Here is an 18,752-nt window from a genome sequence, read left to right on the forward strand (position 1 = left end):
AAGAAAACATAGGAGAGATTTTATGCCATATTCAATTATGCTCGATGCCGGACACGGCGGACGTGATCCCGGTGCAGTCTATCAGGGACGGCAGGAAAAGGATGATACGCTCCGCCTGACGCTGGCAATCGGGGAAATTTTACAAAATAACGGGATTGATGTAGAATATACGAGAACGACGGACATCTACGAGTCGCCGCTTCAAAAAGCGCAGGAAGCAAATGCCGCGGGAGTGGATTTTTTCGTATCGATTCACCGCAATTCGTTTCCGACTGACAATGTTGTGTCAGGAGTGGAATCTTTGGTGTATGATTTGTCGGGAATCAAATATGAAATGGCAAAAAACATCAATGCACAGTTAGAGACGGTCGGGTTTGTGAATCTTGGTGTGAAGGCGAGACCGAATCTTATCGTGCTTCGGAGGACAAAGATGCCGGCGGTGTTGGTGGAAGTGGGATTTATCAACTCGGATGTGGACAATGAATTGTTTGACAGCCATTTTTATGATATTGCACAGGCAATCGCAGAGGGGATTTTAGATACACTGGAGGTTGAAAATGCACCGAGTACAAATAGATATAAAGTACAGACAGGGGCGTTTCGGAATGAGGTGTATGCAAACAACCTGAAAAATGAACTGACAGAGATGGATTTCCCGGCACGTGTGGAACAGTCTAACGGATTCTTCCGTGTGATGGTTGGAAATTATGGGACACTGGACGAGGCGACTGCGATGGAACAAAGATTAAAAAGAGCTGGATATCAGACAGTTATCGTGACATAATAGAGATACACAAGAACAATATGGAGGTATATATGGGAGGAAGAATAGAATTTCGTGAAAAACTAAGCGGTATTTTGAAGATGGCAGAAGAGAATGGATGCCAGATTACAATAGACGAGGTAGAATGTTATTTTGAAGAGGAACATTTGTCAAAGGAACAGATAGAATTAGTCTTCGACTATCTTTTAGCGCAAAAGATAGTCGTAAAAGGCTATGAGAAGACTGGAGGAAGTGTGACGAGCAGTGAGGAAAACAAGGCCGCATTTACTGAGGAAGAACAACGATATCTTAAAGAGTATATGAAAGATATTGGCGGAATCAGAGAGGCTGATGAAGAAGAACGAGAAGCGTTGTTTGAAAAGGTATTGGAAGGAGATGCACTCGCAAAAAGCAGGCTGGTGGAGATATATCTGCCGGAAGTTGTGGAAATTGCAAAACAGCTGTATCACCCAGAAGTATTTTTGGGAGATCTCGTTCAGGAGGGAAATGTCGGACTGATTCTCGGTGTAGATATGATAGACGATTTGGACAAGGCGCATGACGTGATTCGCAGAGAGATCAGACAGGCTATTCAAATGTTGATCGAAGAACAGACGGAATTAAAAAACAGAGACAAGAAGATGGTAGAAAAGGTGAATACACTGGATGAAAGTATTCAAGCATTAACAGAGGAACTTGGGCGTAAGGTGACGATCGAGGAGCTTGCAGTGTACATGGGAATGTCAGAAGAAGAGGTAGAAGATATTTTGCGGTTGACAGGAGAAGAGACAGAAGAAGAGGAATAGATATTAAGAGAGCGGGTCTTCGAAAGAAGACCCGCTTAAGAATCGACACAGATTACTCTTCGTTGTTATCCTCCGAATCTTTTTTGTCATAGAAATCTTTCGGCAGATAAATATGAACTTTTTCAACTCGATTCTTATCAAGGGAATCTACAACCATGCGTATTCCGTTTTCGGTCGTAATCTCATCACCTTTTTCCGGAAGACGATCAAGTTGTTCGATAATGAAACCGCCAAGAGAATCATAGTCTTCAGACGAAAGATCCAAATCTAACCGATCATTGAGGTCATCCAGATTCATAGAACCCTCTACAACAAACTCTTCGCGAGTAATCTCTTTTAAAAACTCTTCTTCGTTCTCGTCGTATTCATCTCGAATCTCTCCGACAATCTCTTCTAAAATGTCTTCCAGTGTGATAAGACCTGCTGTCTCGCCGTACTCATCCAAGACGATGGCAATGTTGAGAGATGCCTCTCGCATCTCGACAAGCAGTTCAGAGATACTTTTATACTCGTACGTAAAATATGCTTCGCGTAAAATATCACGGACATGAAATTCTTTTGTGTTATCGAATAAAAGAAGATCCTTCATATTAATTGTACCGATGACATTGTCAGTTGTCTCTTCATAGACCGGAAGACGAGTGAACTTGTCCTCGCGGAAAATGTCGAGCAGTTCGTCGTAAGTACTTTCCACATCAGCAAATGTGACATGTACACGAGGAACCATGACGTCTTTCGCCTTGGCATCCCCAAGGTCAAATACATTGTAAATCATCTCTTTTTCCTCGGATTCAATAACTCCGTCCTCATGACTGACATCTACGATTGTCCGAAGCTCTGTCTCAGTCATTGTATTTACTTTTCCGTTCGGGTTGACGCGGAGAAGAAGAAGAATACCGCGAGACAACATATTTACGATGAAACTGATTGGAGTCACAATCGTCATAATAAAATGAATCGGATAAGCATATACTAAAGCGAGCGTCTCAGAGTGGATTGTTGCAACAGTCTTTGGTGTGATCTCTCCAAAAATAAGAATCAGCACAGTGATGAGACCTGTTGCAACTGCAACGGCTGAGCCACCAAAATTATAGGCGATACTTGTAGTCAGGGCTGAAGCAGACAGATTCACAATATTGTTGCCGATTAAAATTGAGCTCAACATTTTTCCGGAATTGTCAGTCACCTTTAATGCCATTTTTGCGTGTCTATTACCTTCTTCTGCAAGAGAACGAAGGCGAATCTTGTTTATGGTGGTCAGAGAGGTCTCTGCCGAAGAAAAAAATGCAGATAACCCTAAGAGAATAATTAAAATAATAATTTGTATGACGGCACTCAAGTCCAATGATAAATTCACTCCTTTTAAAAATTACATATTGGAATTAATATACCGCATTTTATTGCATTTTGCAAGTGCCCGTTGAATTTGCAGGAGGTTTGTTGTATGATGAAACATGTATATAAATGAATACATAGAAGTGTATGGAGAATGAGTAATGAATTTGAATTTTTATAATAAACTTACAGACTATATAGAAGCAGAACGTATTTATCGAGAGGAACCGATGAAGAAGCATACGACATTCCGTGTGGGGGGCAATGCAGACTATTTTGTAGTTCCAAAGACGGAAAAAGAGGTGGAAAGGATTGTCGGCCTGTGTAAAGAAGAAGGAATGCCATATTACATTCTTGGGAATGGAAGTAACCTTTTAGTAGGTGATAAAGGGTACCATGGAGTGATCATTCAGATTTGTAAGGAGATGAATGAGATCAGTGTGGAAGATAATTTTTTGAATGTGCAGGCAGGTGCATTGCTTTCGAGGGTTGGCAATGTGGCGCTGGAGGCGGGACTTGCAGGATTTGAGTTTGCATCCGGCATCCCAGGAACGATGGGCGGCGCTGTGTTTATGAATGCAGGAGCCTATGGCGGAGAGATGAAAGACATTTTGACAGAAGTGACTGTTTTAGATGAAAATAACGAGGTACGGGTTCTGAAAAAAGAGGAGCTGGAGCTTGGGTATCGGACAAGTATTGTGGCGAAAAAAGGATATGTTGTACTGTCAGCGAAAGTAGAACTGAAGAAGGGTGACCAAACCAAGATCCGAGAAAGGATGAACGAACTGAAAGTGCAAAGAACAACAAAGCAGCCGCTTGAGTACCCGAGTGCAGGAAGTACATTTAAGCGACCGGAAGGATATTTTGCGGGGAAACTGATTGCAGATGCAGGGCTTCGCGGATTTCAGGTCGGAGGAGCACAGGTTTCCGAAAAACACTGTGGATTTGTGATCAATAAGGACAATGCTACAGCAGCTGATATTATAGAGTTGATGAGGCAGGTTATAGAAAGAGTACAGAAGGAATTCGGCGTCGAATTAGAGCCGGAAGTAAAGAAGTTGGGAGAATTTTAAAACATGAGATTTATAATTGTGACGGGAATGTCAGGGGCAGGAAAAAGTACAGCGTTAAAGATGCTTGAAGATGTGGGATATTTTTGTGTGGATAATTTGCCGGTACCGCTTGTCCCGAAGCTGGCAGAACTGTTGCGTGTTCCGAATTCTGAGATTAATAAGATTGCACTTGGAATCGACATCAGAAGTGGGCAGAAGTTTCCTGAATTGGAATGTATTTTAGAAGGATTTAAGGAAAGCGGAATGGATTATGAGATTCTGTTTTTGGATGCGAGTGACGACGTATTGATCAAACGATATAAGGAGACGAGGAGGAATCATCCGCTGGCGGGAGATGGGAGAGTTGATAAGGGTATCCAAAAAGAGCGTGCCTATGTAGAACAATTGAGACAGAAAGCAGATTACATATTGGACACAAGCAGATTGCTCACAAGGGAATTGAAGGTCGAACTGAATAAGATTTTCGTGGAAAATAAAGAGTTTAAGAATCTTTATGTTACAGTGCTTTCTTTCGGGTTTAAGTATGGAATCCCAAGTGATGCAGATTTGGTATTTGATGTTCGCTTCTTGCCGAATCCGTATTACATAGAAGAGATGCGTCCGAAGACCGGCAATGACAGAGAAGTCCGCGAATTTGTGATGAACAATGAAAAATCAACTCAATTTTTGGAGAAACTTGAGGATATGATTCGCTTTTTGATTCCGAATTATATTATAGAAGGAAAACATCAACTGGTCATTGCCATAGGATGTACAGGGGGAAAACACAGATCTGTGACATTGGCAAATGAGTTGTATGAAAAACTTTGTGAAGATGAAAATTATGGAATAAAAATAGAACATCGGGATATTGAAAAAGATGCAAAAAGAAAATAGTAATGGAAAACAGGAAATGTCTTTTTCCGGAAAAATAAAAGAAGAACTTGCCAGGCAGTGGTCCGAGGCGAGACATTGTCAAATAGCGGAACTTGCTGCGATTATCAGCATGTGTGGAAAGGTTTCGATTGACAGCAGAGAAAATTATTCGATTAAAGTGCGCACAGAAAATGTATCTGTTGCTAGAAAGTACTTTACATTATTGAAAAAAACATTTAATATAGATACTGAAAATTCTGTCGCGAGAAATAAATCAAATGGAAGTATTTACTATACAGTCATTATAAAAAAACACGAGAACGCAATCAAAGTACTTCAGGCGACTAAATTGATGGATGGAGCAGGAGAGATATCAGAGGAATTTTCGGTTTCCAGAAATTTGCTGTTACAGCAGAGCTGCTGCAAGAGAGCGTTTATCAGAGGAGCTTTTTTAGGAGCAGGCTCCATGAGCAATCCGGCGAAAGGATACCATTTGGAGATCGTATGCATGTCAGGAAAGAAAGCGGAACAACTGCAATCGGTAATGCATGCATTTGAGATTGAAGCAAAAGTGGTGATTCGAAAAAAATCACATGTTGTATATTTGAAAGAGGGGGCTCAGATTGTCGATCTTTTGAATGTTATGGAAGCACCGGTTGCATTGATGGAATTTGAAAATGTGCGTATTCTAAAGGATATGAGAAATACAGTGAATCGAAAGGTGAATTGTGAGACTGCCAATATTCATAAAACCGTATCTGCCGCGGTCAAACAGGTGGAAGATATTACATACATAAAAAATACAGTAGGCTTAGACGAGTTGCCGGAGGGACTAGAAGAAATCGCAAAAATCAGGCTGCAATATCCGGAGGCAACGTTAAAGGAGCTTGGAGATTTACTGACGGTACCGTTAGGAAAATCAGGTGTGAACCACAGGCTTAGAAAGCTGAGCAACATGGCTGAAAAGCTTAGGGAAAACAAGGAGGAGAATTATGATTAGGAGAGAAGTAACTGTTAATTGTGTAGGTGGACTGGATGCACGCCCGATTGCGATGCTCGTACAAAAAGCAAGCCAGTTTGAAAGCAATGTATACATTGAAATTCTGGATCAGAAAAAGATCAATGCAAAAAGTATTATGGGCATGATGTCTTTGAATATTTCAGATGGTGAAGCGGTTACTGTTGTGACGGACGGGGAAGATGAACAAGAGGCAGCAAGTGCGATTGAGGAGTACTTAAGTAAACAATAAGATGAGAAAAGAGCATGTGAATGCTCTTTTTTAACATCATTACAGTAGTGGGAGGTACAGATCATGAAGAAAATGCTATTTGTATATAATCCAAATGCCGGAAAGGGGCTGCTTAGACCGAAAGTATCTGATATTGTTGATATTTTTGTAAAAGCCGGATATGAGGTTACAATTTATCCGACGCAGAGCTACAGAGATGCATATAAAAAAGTTTGTGAGCTGGAAGAAGGATATCAGCTTGTCGTGTGCAGTGGTGGAGACGGAACAATCGATGAGGTTGTGACGGGGATGATGCAGAGGGAGCATGAGATTCCAATTGGTTATATCCCGACTGGAACGACGAATGATTTTGCAAACAGTCTGCATATTCCGAAGGATATTTTGATGGCAGCACATACATCTGTGAATGGGGCGCCGTTTGCGTGTGATATTGGACGATTTAATGATGATGTATTTGTGTACATAGCTGCCTTTGGGCTGTTTACTGATGTATCTTATCAGACAAAACAGAATGTAAAGAATGTGCTCGGTCATCTTGCGTATGTGCTTGAAGGTGTGAAACGGCTGTATAACATTCCGTCCTATCATGTGAAGGTGACATATGATGATCAGGTGATTGAGGAAAATTTTGTGTATGGCATGGTGACAAACTCAAGATCTGTCGGTGGTTTCCGCAATATCATCGGAAAACATGTAGTGTTTGACGACGGAGAATTTGAAGTGACCTTGATCAAAAGCCCAAAGAATGCGTTGGAACTTCAGGAAATTATAGCGGCGCTTTTGATTGAGCAGATTGATACAAAACATATGTATACATTCAAGACAAATCATATTACATTTGAATCATTAGAAGAAATTCCGTGGACACTGGATGGGGAATTTGGCGGTCAGCATGATTTTGTACAGATTCACAACGAAAAACAGGCGCTTCAGATTATGGTATCGCCTGAGCATATTTCGTCTCTGATGGAATATCCGGAGAAACTGAGTTTGGAGGCGGCAGAAGAAAAGACAGAAGAGTAGAAAGGGAAAAGTTACTATGGAAAAGAGAGAAAAGTTTTCGTCGAGACTTGGGTTTATCCTGATTTCGGCGGGCTGTGCAATTGGACTTGGGAATGTGTGGAGATTCCCTTACATTACGGGACAGTATGGCGGGGGAGCATTTGTACTAATTTATTTGTTTTTCTTATTCGTCCTTGGATTGCCAATCGTTATTATGGAATTTGCGGTCGGACGTGCCAGTCAGAAGAGTGTTGCCTTGTCGTATGAAGTACTGGAACCAAAAGGAAGTAAATGGCATATTCACAAATATTTTGCAATCGCAGGAAATTTCCTCCTCATGATGTTCTACACAACAGTAGGTGGATGGATGCTTGCGTATTTCTTCAAGATGTTAAAAGGTGAGTTTGTTGGAGCAGACTCAGAGAAGATTACTAATATTTTTGGAACGCTTACATCGAACCGAAATGAGATGATTTTCTGGATGATCATTATCTCATTGCTGGGGCTTGCGGTTTGCTCCCTTGGCTTGGAAAAAGGCGTCGAAAAAATCACAAAAGCAATGATGGTAAGTTTGTTTTTCATTATGCTTGTGCTGGTGGTGAGAGCATTGACATTGCCAAATGCAATGGAAGGATTGGAGTTCTATCTGAAACCTGACTTGTCCAAGATCAAAGAAGCCGGAATTGGAACGACTGTGTTTGCGGCGATGGGACAATCATTTTTTACGTTGAGTATCGGAATCGGCGCATTGGCAATATTTGGAAGCTATATTGGAAAAGAGAGAGCGCTGACAGGCGAGGCGATCAGCGTAACACTTTTGGATACATCCGTTGCGATTATGGCGGGGCTGATTATTTTCCCGGCGTGTTTTGCATTCGGAATCAATCCGGGGGAAGGACCGGGACTTGTGTTTATTACACTGCCGAACGTATTCAATGAGATGGCAGGCGGACGTATTTGGGGAACTTTGTTCTTCCTCTTTATGACATTTGCGGCATTGTCTACTGTCATTGCCGTTTTCCAGAACATTATTACATGTACCAGAGATCTTTGGGGATGGTCGCTGAAAAAAGCGACATTGTTAAACGGAATTTTGCTTATCGTTTTAGGACTTCCATGTGTGCTGGGAATGACAGACTGGGCAGGCTTTCAGATTGGCGGAAAGAATATCATGGATCTGGAAGATTTCCTTGTAAGTAATAACCTGCTTCCGCTTGGTTCGCTTGTGTATCTGCTGTTCTGTGTGACAAGATACGGATGGGGATGGGACAATTTCCTGAAAGAAGCGAATACCGGAGAAGGCATGAAATTCCCGGGAGGAAAGGCATTTAAGTTCTATCTTACCTATATTTTGCCATTGGTAGTACTGTTTATCTTTGTGCAAGGATATGTGGCGATGATAAAGTAGGAGCTTAAGAGCTACTGCAGACTGATGTGTGAACTGTAACAATTAAAAACTAAGACTTCCCATACCCCAAATGGGACTTGTTCCTTGAAAATTCAATATTTCAGCTAACAAAATAGCGATTTATGCCACAGTAGCCAGTGGATGGAGTGCATTACGCAGATATTCCGGCAGTCTGGACTCAAAATCAGCAGTAAATCTAGCCAACTGTTCGTCACTAAGCTTCAGAAGTTCCTGAAGGCTTGCCATGAAAGCATCCATCAGGATGCTAAGTGAACGGTAGAAAGTGATATCTGCCATTTCATCTACCAGAAAAAAGAACAGTTCCCCTAGGGTTCGTTGATCTTCATTCTGTCTCTGCTCCATTGCAAGTAACATGTATCTGGTAAACACGATTGCTACGTGAGCAGTCAGTGCATCATAAGATAAGCTATGACATTCACCAATCAGATTCAGCATAGACTTGCAGGTCTTGAAAAAGACCTCGATTTTCCAGCGTTTGCCATAGATGCGGATGATTTCTTCTTCGGAGAGCGATGTATCTGTGCATATGAAAGCAAGCCAATCCTTACGATTGGCCTTGTTTCTTACGCAAACGATTTTTGCTGGAATGGGATTCTCTTTCCCTACCATCACATCAACAGAAAGAAGATACCTGGAACGGCCACGACGTTTCTTGTTCCTGGAATATATTTCCTTGATATTAAGCTGGTCCTCACCATAAGTGTACTTGATGCGGCTGCTTTTCTTGATCATGGCAATGACATCCATTCCTCTAGACTTAAGCGCAGTTATCTGTGCAGGATTGGAAAACCAGGAATCAAAAAGCATATATTCTGCAGAAAGCCCCGCAGATACAGCGGTATCAAGGAGTGTAAGCATTGCCTCCGGAGCTTTTGTCTGTGCAAGCTTACGACGCTTTCCGGCAAGAGTTCTCTTATCAAATGCCTTCACAGGGCCGATGATGTTCGACTCTTTGGATGAAGCCAGGAGACAGCTGTTTACAGGAATCAGCGTATTCCCATCGCTCCAGCTTACGGTCAGCATACGGAAGCCTTTCTTGTAGTTCATTCCCGTATGATCAAAGACTTTAGATCCCAGTTCTGTCTTTTTGCAGCTTGTACGATGGAACAGACTGTCGTCGATGATAAACACGTTCTTACGGGAGTCATCAGTAAGGTGCTTTAGATCATTCTTCACGATGTCAGCAGCAAGAAGTGATGTAAAACGGAGCCAGTTGGTTTTCGTAGAATTCAGAAAACGATAGAAGGTGTTCTTGGAAAACGCTTCTTTGAAGGAACCTGTTTTCTGTTGCATATACATACTTCTTCCAGTGAAAATGTTCCCCATCTTATACTTAAGCAGAGAAACAGCGGAAACGCCTTTCTCTTTGGTGCCGTTGCATTGCTTCAACAACCTGCCAACGTGATGCTTGATAAAAAACTTCTGGACACAATCAAGTAATGCTACCTCATTGCTATTGTTCTGTGATATACTGGACATGGCATAAATCCCCTTTTCTATTTTGGTTTTTCGACAATTCTATTATACCAAAGGAACGTATTTATGCCTTTTTAATTGGCTGAAATATTGAATTTTCAAGGTTAATCACACCTTATTGGTGTGGGAAGTTTGAGTAACTAAATCTAACGGAAATTTTAAATTCTTTGAATCACAAAAAAATGAAAAAACTTCCAAAAAAAATCTATTTAAAATAAAATAGCCCGGTGCTATTGTAGATATAGAATGAAATTTTCAAATAAAAAGGAGGAAAAAGGATGAAAAGAAAGAGAAAATACTGGGGGGGGTGGCGAGTATTCTGCTTATTCTAGCCATGATATGTAGTTTACTCCCCGTAAATTATTTGGAAGCGTCTTCGTCTTCGGATAATGGAGATGGAACGTTTACAAATCCGGTTATTTATGCAGATGTTCCGGATTTGGATGTAATCCGTGTGGGAGACGCTTATTATATGGTAAGCACAACCATGCATTTGTCTCCAGGATGCCCAGTTATGAAATCTACGGACATGGTTAATTGGGAAATTGTCAATTATGTCTATGATACCTTGGGAGATGAAGACAAGCTGGCATTGAGAAATGGAGAAAGCGATTACGGAAATGGTTCATGGGCAGCAAGTCTTCGGTATTTTAAAGAAAAATACTATGTGACTTTTGCAAGCTTAAGTACGGGAAAGACGTATATCTACTCTACAGCGGATATTGAAAATGGACCATGGCATAAGTCAGAGTTTAAGGGATATCTTCATGACATTTCTCTTCTTACAACAAAAGACAAGATGTATGTAGTGTATGGAAGCGGTACCGCTCTTTGCCGGGAATTGTCAGAAGATGAAAATGGAGATATTTCTTTTGGAGAAGAATCTACATTAATTAAACATACAGCACTTGACAAGGATGGGAATCCGGTGAACGGTGCAGTAAATTATGTTTCAGAAGGAATTCACGCATATCAGATCGGAGAGTATTACTATCTGTTTATGATTCAATGGCCAAGCGGCGGACGCCGCCAGGAGATCTGCTGGAGATCGAAAACGCTTGATTCAAAAGGCTGGGAGAGCAGAAAGATCTTTGATTCAGGCTTGGAGTTCGATGGCAAGATGGATGAAGCCGGAGTTGCCCAGGGCGGAGTTGTAGAGACGAAAGACGGAAAGTGGTATTCATATTTATTCCAGGATCATGGATCAGTCGGAAGAGTTCCGGTGCTGGTTCCGGTGGAATGGAAAGATGGCTGGCCGGTGTTTGGTGATGAGAATGGCAAAGCAGAATCAGTTATGAAGATTCCGGGAGTCTCAAGTGAGGAGAAGAATATTGTAGTATCCGATGAATTCTATAATGGAGAAACCAGAAAAGTTTATTCGGATAAAGATGCGGTTGTTCAATCTTCTGAAGAGCCAAAAAAGGCAGTGAAGAATAAAGAAAATAAGGCAGAGAAAGAAATAATCGAAGTGCTGGAAAACAGCGGATTTGAAGAAGGAACGAAAGGCTGGACAACACAGCAGCCGGGAACACTTACGGAAGTGACAGATGTGATTGTAAGTGGAGAAAAGGCTGTAAAAGTGACGGATAGAACGTTGACCGCATCAGGTCCAAAGCAGGTGATTACCGGCAAAATAAAGGCTGGACAGAAAGTCAATGTCAGCGCCAAAGTAAAGTATGATGAAGGGCCAGACGTTAGGACTTTTAATATTTGCATTCAGAATAATAAAGATGGAAATGTATGGGATGGAATTGAAACTGCGGCCACAGCCGAAGTGAAAAAAGGAGAGTGGACGACAATTCAGGGAAGCTATACGATTCCGGCCAATGCAGATATGTCTTATAGTGGACTTTTTGTTGAGACAGGATGGGTACCAGAGCCTTCCAAGGACAAGGATCTGATGGATTTTTATGTGGATGACGTATCCTGCAGTTATGAAGCGAATTACGGTATTATTGAAAACGGTGGATTTGAATCTGGTTTAGCCCCATGGCAGATGCAGGATGGCAAAGGGAAATTAGAAGTTACAGATGCAGATGCAGCATCAGGAACATACAGTGTATTGGCAAAAGACAGAGTGGCAACAGGAAATGGTCCGATGCAGAACTTGACAGGTAAGGTGAATGCAGGCAGAAAGTATAAGGTTGCTGCGAAAGTAAAATATACATCAGGACCAGACAGCAGAGATTTTGCATTTACCTTCCGTTACGGAGATGGAACGTTTAAAAATGCCAAAATTGCAACGGTAAAGAAAAATGAATGGACACTGATAGAAGGAAGCTACAAGATTCCGGCAGATGCAGATATGTCAGATGTCTATGCATTTCTTGAGACGACATGGACAGTAGAACAGGATAAGCAGAAGGATTTAATGGATTTCTATGTAGATGATGTCTCAATTGTCGAAGAACCAAAAGATGAGCAGATTGAAAATGGCGAGAACGATTATAATGGATCAAATTTGAAGCTGGAATGGCAGTGGAATCACAATCCAAATAATAATAACTGGTCATTGACAGAGAAAAATGGTTATCTGCGTCTGACAACGGGAAATGTTGTGACGAATATTCTTGAAGCTCGAAATACTTTGACACAGCGAACATATGGACCAGCTTGTTCCGGCGATGTGGCTTTGGAGGTTTCAGGCATGAAAAATGGCGATGTAGCAGGTCTTGCTGCATTCCAAAAGCATTATGGATACGTCGGAGTCAAGATGGAAGGCGGAACCAAATATTTGGTTATGGTGAAGACGGAAAGTGATGATAACCCAAATGGAAATGAGATCGAACGGGTAGAACTTGATCCTTCTGTAGAGAGAGTTTATCTGCGTGCAGATATGGACTTTAAACAGAAGACGGATAAAGCGGTATTCTTTTATAGCCTGGACGGAAAAGAGTGGTCTCAGATTGGCGATACTCTGCAGATGGCATATACGCTTCCGCATTTCATGGGATATCGCTTCGGATTATTTAATTATGCGACTATAGAAGCCGGTGGATATGCAGATTTTGATTATTTCCACGTGGGAGATATGGGAGCAGAAAGTGCGCCGACAGGATTGAATGTATCGTTAGAGGATATCGAAGGGGTATCAGGAATTGCAAATGCAGAGGTGAAGCTCCCGATTCAAATGGACGCACTTCCGGATGGAGAGTATTCCGGAATTGAGATGTCTATGAATATTCCAGAAGAATTCCGAGTGGCAGATGTTGCTTTCCAGGACAAAAATGTATCAGGAAATACTTCTTATTCTTACTTGAATGGACGACTGGTTCTTTCAGTTACAGGGGATAAAGTTGATTACAACAATACAGAAGGACAGGAATTTGCAACGGTAACATTGCGATTAGCGGATTATCTTACCGAAGATAAGACGGTAACAGTGCGTACAGACTATGTAAAAGTGGCAGGAGGAAATGTAAGCTACAATGTAGACCAGGCAGTGTCCAATATCTCTATGACCAAGCTGAAAACGAGTGCATTGGCAAAAATCCCAGGCTACTCAAATCCAGTTATTGATTATGATTTTGGAGCGGATCCATTTGCGCTTACTTATGATGGCCGGGTTTACTTATATATGACAGCCGACCAGTTCGAGTATGATGCCGAAGGAAATTTGATTGATAATACATACAGTAAGATTAATAAGTTGCATGTGGTTTCTTCCGCAGATATGGTGAACTGGACAGATCATGGATTTGTTCAGGTGGCGGGAGAAAATGGAGCGGCTAAATGGGCAAATCATTCCTGGGCTCCGGCAGCAGCTTATAAGAAAATTAATGGAGAAGATAAATTCTTCCTGTATTTCTGTAATGGCGGAGGCGGCATCGGAGTGCTCGAGGGAGACTCTCCGGTGGGACCATTTAGAGATCCAAATGGAAAAGCACTTGTAGATGCCAGCACACCAGGAGCACAGGGAGTTACCTGGATTTTTGATCCGGCTGTTATGGTGGATGATGATGGAACTGGATATTTAGTGTTCGGCGGAGGAATTCCAAACGACCAGGATAATGCAAGCTGCCTGAATCCAAAGACGGCAAGAGTGATGAAGCTGGGAGATGATATGACCAGCGTTGAAGGCGAAGCTGTGATGATCGATGCACCGTGTATGTTTGAGGATGGTGGCATTCACAAGGTTAATGACCAGTATTATTATACCTATTGTTCTAATTTTTCGGGTGATCATTCAGCGATAGCAGGATATCCGGGATATGGAAACATTTGCTATATGGTAAGTGATAATCCGATGGGACCATATGAGTACAAGGGAGAAATTCTGCAGAATCCGCATACATACTTTGATGTAGGCGGCAACAATCATCATGCTATTTTTAACTTTGACGGAAAATCCTATATCACCTATCATGCACAGACGCTGGGTCAGGCAATGGGTATTGAGAAAGGATATCGATCCACACATATTAATGAGGTATTCTATTATGCAGACGGAAGCATTAAGGAGATTGTTGCCGATCGCGAAGGAATCAGCCAGCTTCACACAATAGATCCATATGCCAAGACTGCAGGAGAAACCATTGCATGGCAGTCTGGAATACAGGTGGAAGACTGTGAAGAAAAAGGAAATGGACTTTCAGCGGTAAACAATAGAAAAGTAACCGGTATTAACCCTGGAGACTGGGCAGCAGTGGCCGGTGCAGATTTTGGAATGGAGGGGGCAGCATCCTTCACAGCGAAAGTTGCATCTGAGGCAGGAGGAACGATAGAGCTTAGAGTTGATTCACCGGATGGAGAAGTGGTGGGAACACTTGACATTCCAGCAGGAGATGGATCCTGGAAGGAGTTAAGCTGCGAAGTAAAAGGCCTGACAGGAACACATAATGTTTTCTTTGTGTTTAACGGAGATTCCAAGGAAGATAATCTGATGAGCATCGATGAATGGCAGTTTACAGAAAAGAAAGCAACGGCGCCAGATAAGAGCAAGCTGGCAAAAGTAATTGAGCGGGCGTCTAAGGTAGATGTTTCTAAGTATACAGAAGAAACAGTAGAAAAGATGCAGGAAGCATTCTCTGAAGCACAGAAAGTCTATGATGATCAGGAGGCAACAGAGTGCGAGATTGCAAAAGCCGTAAAAATGCTGGAAGATGCACTGGAGAATCTGAAATTAAAGGAGAATGAAGGTTATAAGGTGCTGGAAGGAAGCGACAGCAAGTGGACACGAGGCTCGAAAGAAGGTCTTACATTTAAAATCAGTAAAGGTAAGTTTGATCATTTAGAGATAAGCGGTGTCGTAGTTGACCCATCTCAATATACCTTTGATGCAGAAAATATGACAATCCTAGTTCGACCGGAGTATTTAGACAGCCTCGCGGAAGGTGTTTATACGGTTGCATTTGTTTATAGCGACGGCGGAGAGGCTTGTGCAAAACTAACGGTTGTAGTACCGGATGCTGGAGATGGTCAAAATAATGGAGGTAATCAAGGCGGCAGCGGTAATAGCCAGGGAGATGGCGGAAGTGGAAATGGTACGGTGAAAACCGGAGATACGGCTAATGTTGTTTCCTGGGGTGTGCTGTTAATTCTGGCGATGTTCGGAGCTGGAATGGCAGTGCGGGCAAAAAGAAAAAAATAATATTGTAGAGTTGCCTGTTTAGGGACAGGGTAAAAGGGGCTGTCGGGAAATCAATGTCAATAAGTTAAGATAATCTTGAAAGAGTGGGTAATACAAAAATGTATGCTCACTCTTTTTTTGTAATAAAATAGAAAAAACGCTTGACAAATCTTCAAAAATTTGCGGCGAAGCCACTTGAATATATTTTTTATTTAAGGAGGTTCCCGTATGTTTTATGACTCACCTACTATGTTAAAACAGAATCTGCTTCGCACAATCTCAAATATGCAGGAAGTATCTCAACTGTTTGTAAAGCAGCCCGAAAAAGACTTTTCTAGGAAACGGAAGATTTCTTTTGCAGACACAATCCGTTTTCTTTTGTCTATGAATGGAAACACGGTTCCAAAAGAATGGATGGATTATTGGGATTTTTATCCTGATATGCCCTCTGTTTCTGCCTTTTTACAGCAACGACAAAAGTTGCTCCCTGAAGCAATGGATTTTCTATTCCATACTTTTACGGATTCCTTCTCAACTCTGAGTACTTACCGGGGATTTCGTTTAATTGCCTGTGACGGTTCCGACCTTGCTATCGCCTGCAATCCGAAAGACAAAGAGACCAATAGACGGCATAATTCTATCGAGCGAGGTGAAAAGGGGTATAACCAACTTCATTTAAATGCACTGTATGATCTGAAAAACCGCATTTATATAGATGCTGTCATACAACCCGGCCGTCATCCAAACGAGGCACAGGCGCTTATTGAAATGTTGAAACACTCTAAGGTGCAGGAGCCGGTTCTGCTGATTGCAGACAGAGGATATGAAAGTTATAACATCATGGCTAACGCACAGGAAAAAGGGTGGAAATTTCTGATCCGTGCAAAAGATCTGGGAAGCCGCGGTATTCTTACACATTTACCGATACCGGAAGATGGAACTTTTGATTGTACTTTGTCCTTAATCCTTACCAGGAAGCAAACAAAAGAAATAAAAAGCCAGCCCCATAAATATCGCTTCCTCACAAACAAAACTGTATGTGATTTTCTGGATCCAATCGAAAATCCTTTTTATACACTTCATTTTCGTGTCTTACGGTTTCCGATTACAGAAAGTACGATGGAATGTATCATTACGAATCTAGAGGAAGAAGATTTTCCAATGAAAGAAATCAAAAAACTGTATGAATGGAGATGGGGAATTGAGCGTTCTTTTCGAGAATTGAAATATACGATTGGATTAACGAATTTCCATGCAAAAAAGGTGGAGTATATCTTGCAGGAAATTTTTGCCCGACTGATCATCTACAACTTTTGTGAAAGGATTATCACAAAGATCGTAATCCAACAGAAAAACAGGAAGTATATTTATCAGGCCAACTTCACTGTTGCGGTGCTGATATGCCGGAAATTTTTTTCGGGCAGGGTTCCTCCACCAAATTTAGAAGCACTTATTCAAAAGAATATCCTGCCTGTAAGAGAAGGGCGTAAGGCTCCTCGGAAAATCCGTCCTAACTCAGCAGTGAGCTTCTTATATAGAATAGCATAGAAAGAATAAAAAAATATATATAATCTTACAGCCCATGGGACTGTTTTATTTGCTATGCGCAAAAATAGCCAAAAGCAGAAATATCTGCTCTTAGCTATTTGATCATTCATAATGAAGTTGTTGGGACAATCCTTAACTTATTGACATTGATTGAGCGACACCCCCTTTTTGATTGAAATTTATGACAAAATGTTGGAATAGTGTTTAGATTATTTCAAGGCATATTTGAATTTATCGCCTCTTACCACTTGTTTTGAAATATGTAATGGGGTTCCATTGCTGTCATATACCATGTCTTCAATTAACATCAAAGCAGAACCTCTTGGAACATCTAAAAGTTCTGCTTCTTCTGAAGAAGCATAGCACAGCTCGATGGTTTTGCTACCTGTTAATGGGCGGATGTTATATTCATTTTGTAAAATCGCATAAAGTGAACCATTCAGATTTTTTGTCTGAAGAGAATTAAAAGCAGTAGTGAACCAGGTGGTTTCCATACAAATTGCGATATTGTCTACGTATCTTAATCTTTCGATTTTTAAGAGAGATTCATTCCCGCTTAAATTAAAAAAATGTTGTTGTCCTTTTGTTGGCATTTCATGTGACACAAGTATGGTCTTTGTGGTGAGTGTTTGCCCCATCAATCGAACGTTATCGGTAAAACTTAAGAAAGAAGAATTGTTCTGTCTGGTTGTTGCTGAGGATACAAAAGTTCCCTTTCCATGTGCTTTTTCGAGCAGACTTTCCTGGACAAGTATAGAAATAGCTTTTCTTACAGTACTTCGACTTACTTTGTACATATCGCTCAATTCGAATTCGGAAGGGATTTTCTCCCCTTGTTTGAATTTTCCTTCATATATATCATAACGTATCTGATCGGCCAACTGATCGTATAAAGTTTTGCTAATAGATGTGTTGAGTTGTTCCATAATAAACATACCTCCGACTTATAAATGATAAGTTTATATGTATATTATAGCAAATAAAAATTGTAAATCAAGATGTATGTAGATGTATTTTGAAAAAACGTATATTTTGATAAAAAATGCATAAAACGAACTATGTTGTATTGTAATGTATTCACAAAATGAAAAATACGGGTTTACAAGAGTACAAAATCAATGGTATGATTTATTCAGAAACAAGATGTATGCAGACGTCATAATATAAGTTGAGGTGTCAACGGAATAGGAAGGAGAAAAAAGAATGAGAAAGTTTTTGTTAGCATCCCATGCGTATCTGGCCAAGGGAATGAAGTCATCATTGGAATTAATCCTGGGTGAACAGGAGTGTGTGGATGTATTGTGTGCATATACGGATGAACAATATGACATCAAAGTGGAGATTGAAAAGAAACTTACAGCACTTCAGCCGGAGGATGAGTTGATCGTAATTACGGATCTGTTTGGAGGAAGTGTAAATAACGAATTTACATCGTTACTTACTAATACAGATAAAAAGATTTATTTGATTTCTGGAATGAATCTTGCGTTGGTTATGAACCTGGTTGTGAATAAAGATGAAGATGCAGATCTGGAATCAATGATCAAAGACTGTATGGAAGAATCAAAGGGTATGATGATTTACTGTAATGATCTTTTAAAACAGGAAGATGTTGTTGATGAAGATGATTTTTAATTTATAAAGGA

General features: G+C 41.0%; 14 protein-coding genes. 11 read left to right on the top strand and 3 right to left on the bottom strand.

The annotated features are described in order from the left end of the window. Positions 1-22: 22 nt before the first annotated feature. Together AC6I5B_RS02785 and AC6I5B_RS02790 are read left to right on the top strand one after the other, a co-directional pair. Positions 23-784 (top strand): N-acetylmuramoyl-L-alanine amidase, encoded by a 762-nt coding sequence (locus AC6I5B_RS02785; RefSeq protein ID WP_022250126.1) that lies wholly within the window; start codon positions 23-25, stop codon positions 782-784. 32 nt (positions 785-816) lie between these two features. Beyond that, complete coding sequence (locus tag AC6I5B_RS02790) at positions 817-1,569, top strand: sigma-70 domain-containing protein (protein ID WP_022250127.1); 753 nt, start codon at positions 817-819, stop codon at positions 1,567-1,569. A gap of 52 nt (positions 1,570-1,621) precedes the next feature. On the opposite strand, the gene AC6I5B_RS02795 is transcribed toward AC6I5B_RS02790, so the two are convergent. Further along, positions 1,622-2,914 (bottom strand): HlyC/CorC family transporter, encoded by a 1,293-nt coding sequence (locus AC6I5B_RS02795; RefSeq protein WP_022250128.1) that lies wholly within the window; start codon positions 2,912-2,914, stop codon positions 1,622-1,624. A 151-nt stretch (positions 2,915-3,065) separates the two neighbouring features. Between AC6I5B_RS02795 and murB the strand changes: the two genes are divergently transcribed. The 6 genes from murB (at position 3,066) to AC6I5B_RS02825 (ending at position 8,492) form a co-directional block, all read left to right on the top strand. After that, positions 3,066-3,977 (top strand): UDP-N-acetylmuramate dehydrogenase, encoded by a 912-nt coding sequence (murB, locus tag AC6I5B_RS02800; RefSeq protein ID WP_022250129.1) that lies wholly within the window; start codon positions 3,066-3,068, stop codon positions 3,975-3,977. A gap of 3 nt (positions 3,978-3,980) precedes the next feature. Continuing rightward, complete coding sequence (gene rapZ / locus AC6I5B_RS02805; protein ID WP_004612117.1) at positions 3,981-4,853, top strand: RNase adapter RapZ; 873 nt, start codon at positions 3,981-3,983, stop codon at positions 4,851-4,853. A gap of 16 nt (positions 4,854-4,869) precedes the next feature. Further along, positions 4,870-5,832 carry a DNA-binding protein WhiA gene (whiA, locus tag AC6I5B_RS02810; protein ID WP_497773762.1) on the top strand — a complete coding sequence of 321 codons (963 nt, stop codon included), beginning with the start codon at positions 4,870-4,872 and terminating at the stop codon, positions 5,830-5,832. Next, a complete protein-coding gene (locus AC6I5B_RS02815) occupies positions 5,825-6,082 on the top strand; it encodes an HPr family phosphocarrier protein (RefSeq protein ID WP_004612119.1) in 258 nt (85 codons plus the stop codon). Before whiA ends, AC6I5B_RS02815 begins: the two co-directional genes overlap by 8 nt. A gap of 63 nt (positions 6,083-6,145) precedes the next feature. Beyond that, entirely contained in the window at positions 6,146-7,105 is a 960-nt protein-coding gene (locus AC6I5B_RS02820; RefSeq protein ID WP_497773588.1) for a diacylglycerol/lipid kinase family protein, read from the top strand. A 16-nt stretch (positions 7,106-7,121) separates the two neighbouring features. Further along, entirely contained in the window at positions 7,122-8,492 is a 1,371-nt protein-coding gene (locus AC6I5B_RS02825; protein WP_144166919.1) for a sodium-dependent transporter, read from the top strand. A gap of 120 nt (positions 8,493-8,612) precedes the next feature. On the opposite strand, the gene AC6I5B_RS02830 is transcribed toward AC6I5B_RS02825, so the two are convergent. Beyond that, complete coding sequence (locus AC6I5B_RS02830) at positions 8,613-9,992, bottom strand: IS4 family transposase (RefSeq protein ID WP_497773589.1); 1,380 nt, start codon at positions 9,990-9,992, stop codon at positions 8,613-8,615. A gap of 304 nt (positions 9,993-10,296) precedes the next feature. Between AC6I5B_RS02830 and AC6I5B_RS02835 the strand changes: the two genes are divergently transcribed. Both AC6I5B_RS02835 and AC6I5B_RS02840 read left to right on the top strand, forming a co-directional pair. Further along, positions 10,297-15,579: a family 43 glycosylhydrolase gene (locus tag AC6I5B_RS02835; RefSeq protein WP_497773590.1), complete on the top strand. Its 5,283-nt coding sequence runs from the start codon at positions 10,297-10,299 to the stop codon at positions 15,577-15,579. A 207-nt stretch (positions 15,580-15,786) separates the two neighbouring features. Beyond that, on the top strand, positions 15,787-17,106 hold the full coding sequence (locus AC6I5B_RS02840; protein WP_497773591.1) for an IS4 family transposase: 1,320 nt from the start codon (positions 15,787-15,789) through the stop codon (positions 17,104-17,106). Between the two features lie 209 nt (positions 17,107-17,315). On the opposite strand, the gene AC6I5B_RS02845 is transcribed toward AC6I5B_RS02840, so the two are convergent. Then, positions 17,316-18,032: a GntR family transcriptional regulator gene (locus tag AC6I5B_RS02845; RefSeq protein ID WP_497773592.1), complete on the bottom strand. Its 717-nt coding sequence runs from the start codon at positions 18,030-18,032 to the stop codon at positions 17,316-17,318. Positions 18,033-18,309: 277 nt separating this feature from the next. Between AC6I5B_RS02845 and AC6I5B_RS02850 the strand changes: the two genes are divergently transcribed. After that, positions 18,310-18,741 carry a PTS sugar transporter subunit IIA gene (locus AC6I5B_RS02850; RefSeq protein ID WP_172537846.1) on the top strand — a complete coding sequence of 144 codons (432 nt, stop codon included), beginning with the start codon at positions 18,310-18,312 and terminating at the stop codon, positions 18,739-18,741. Positions 18,742-18,752: the final 11 nt, after the last annotated feature.

The organism is Faecalimonas nexilis (genome assembly GCF_059731825.1).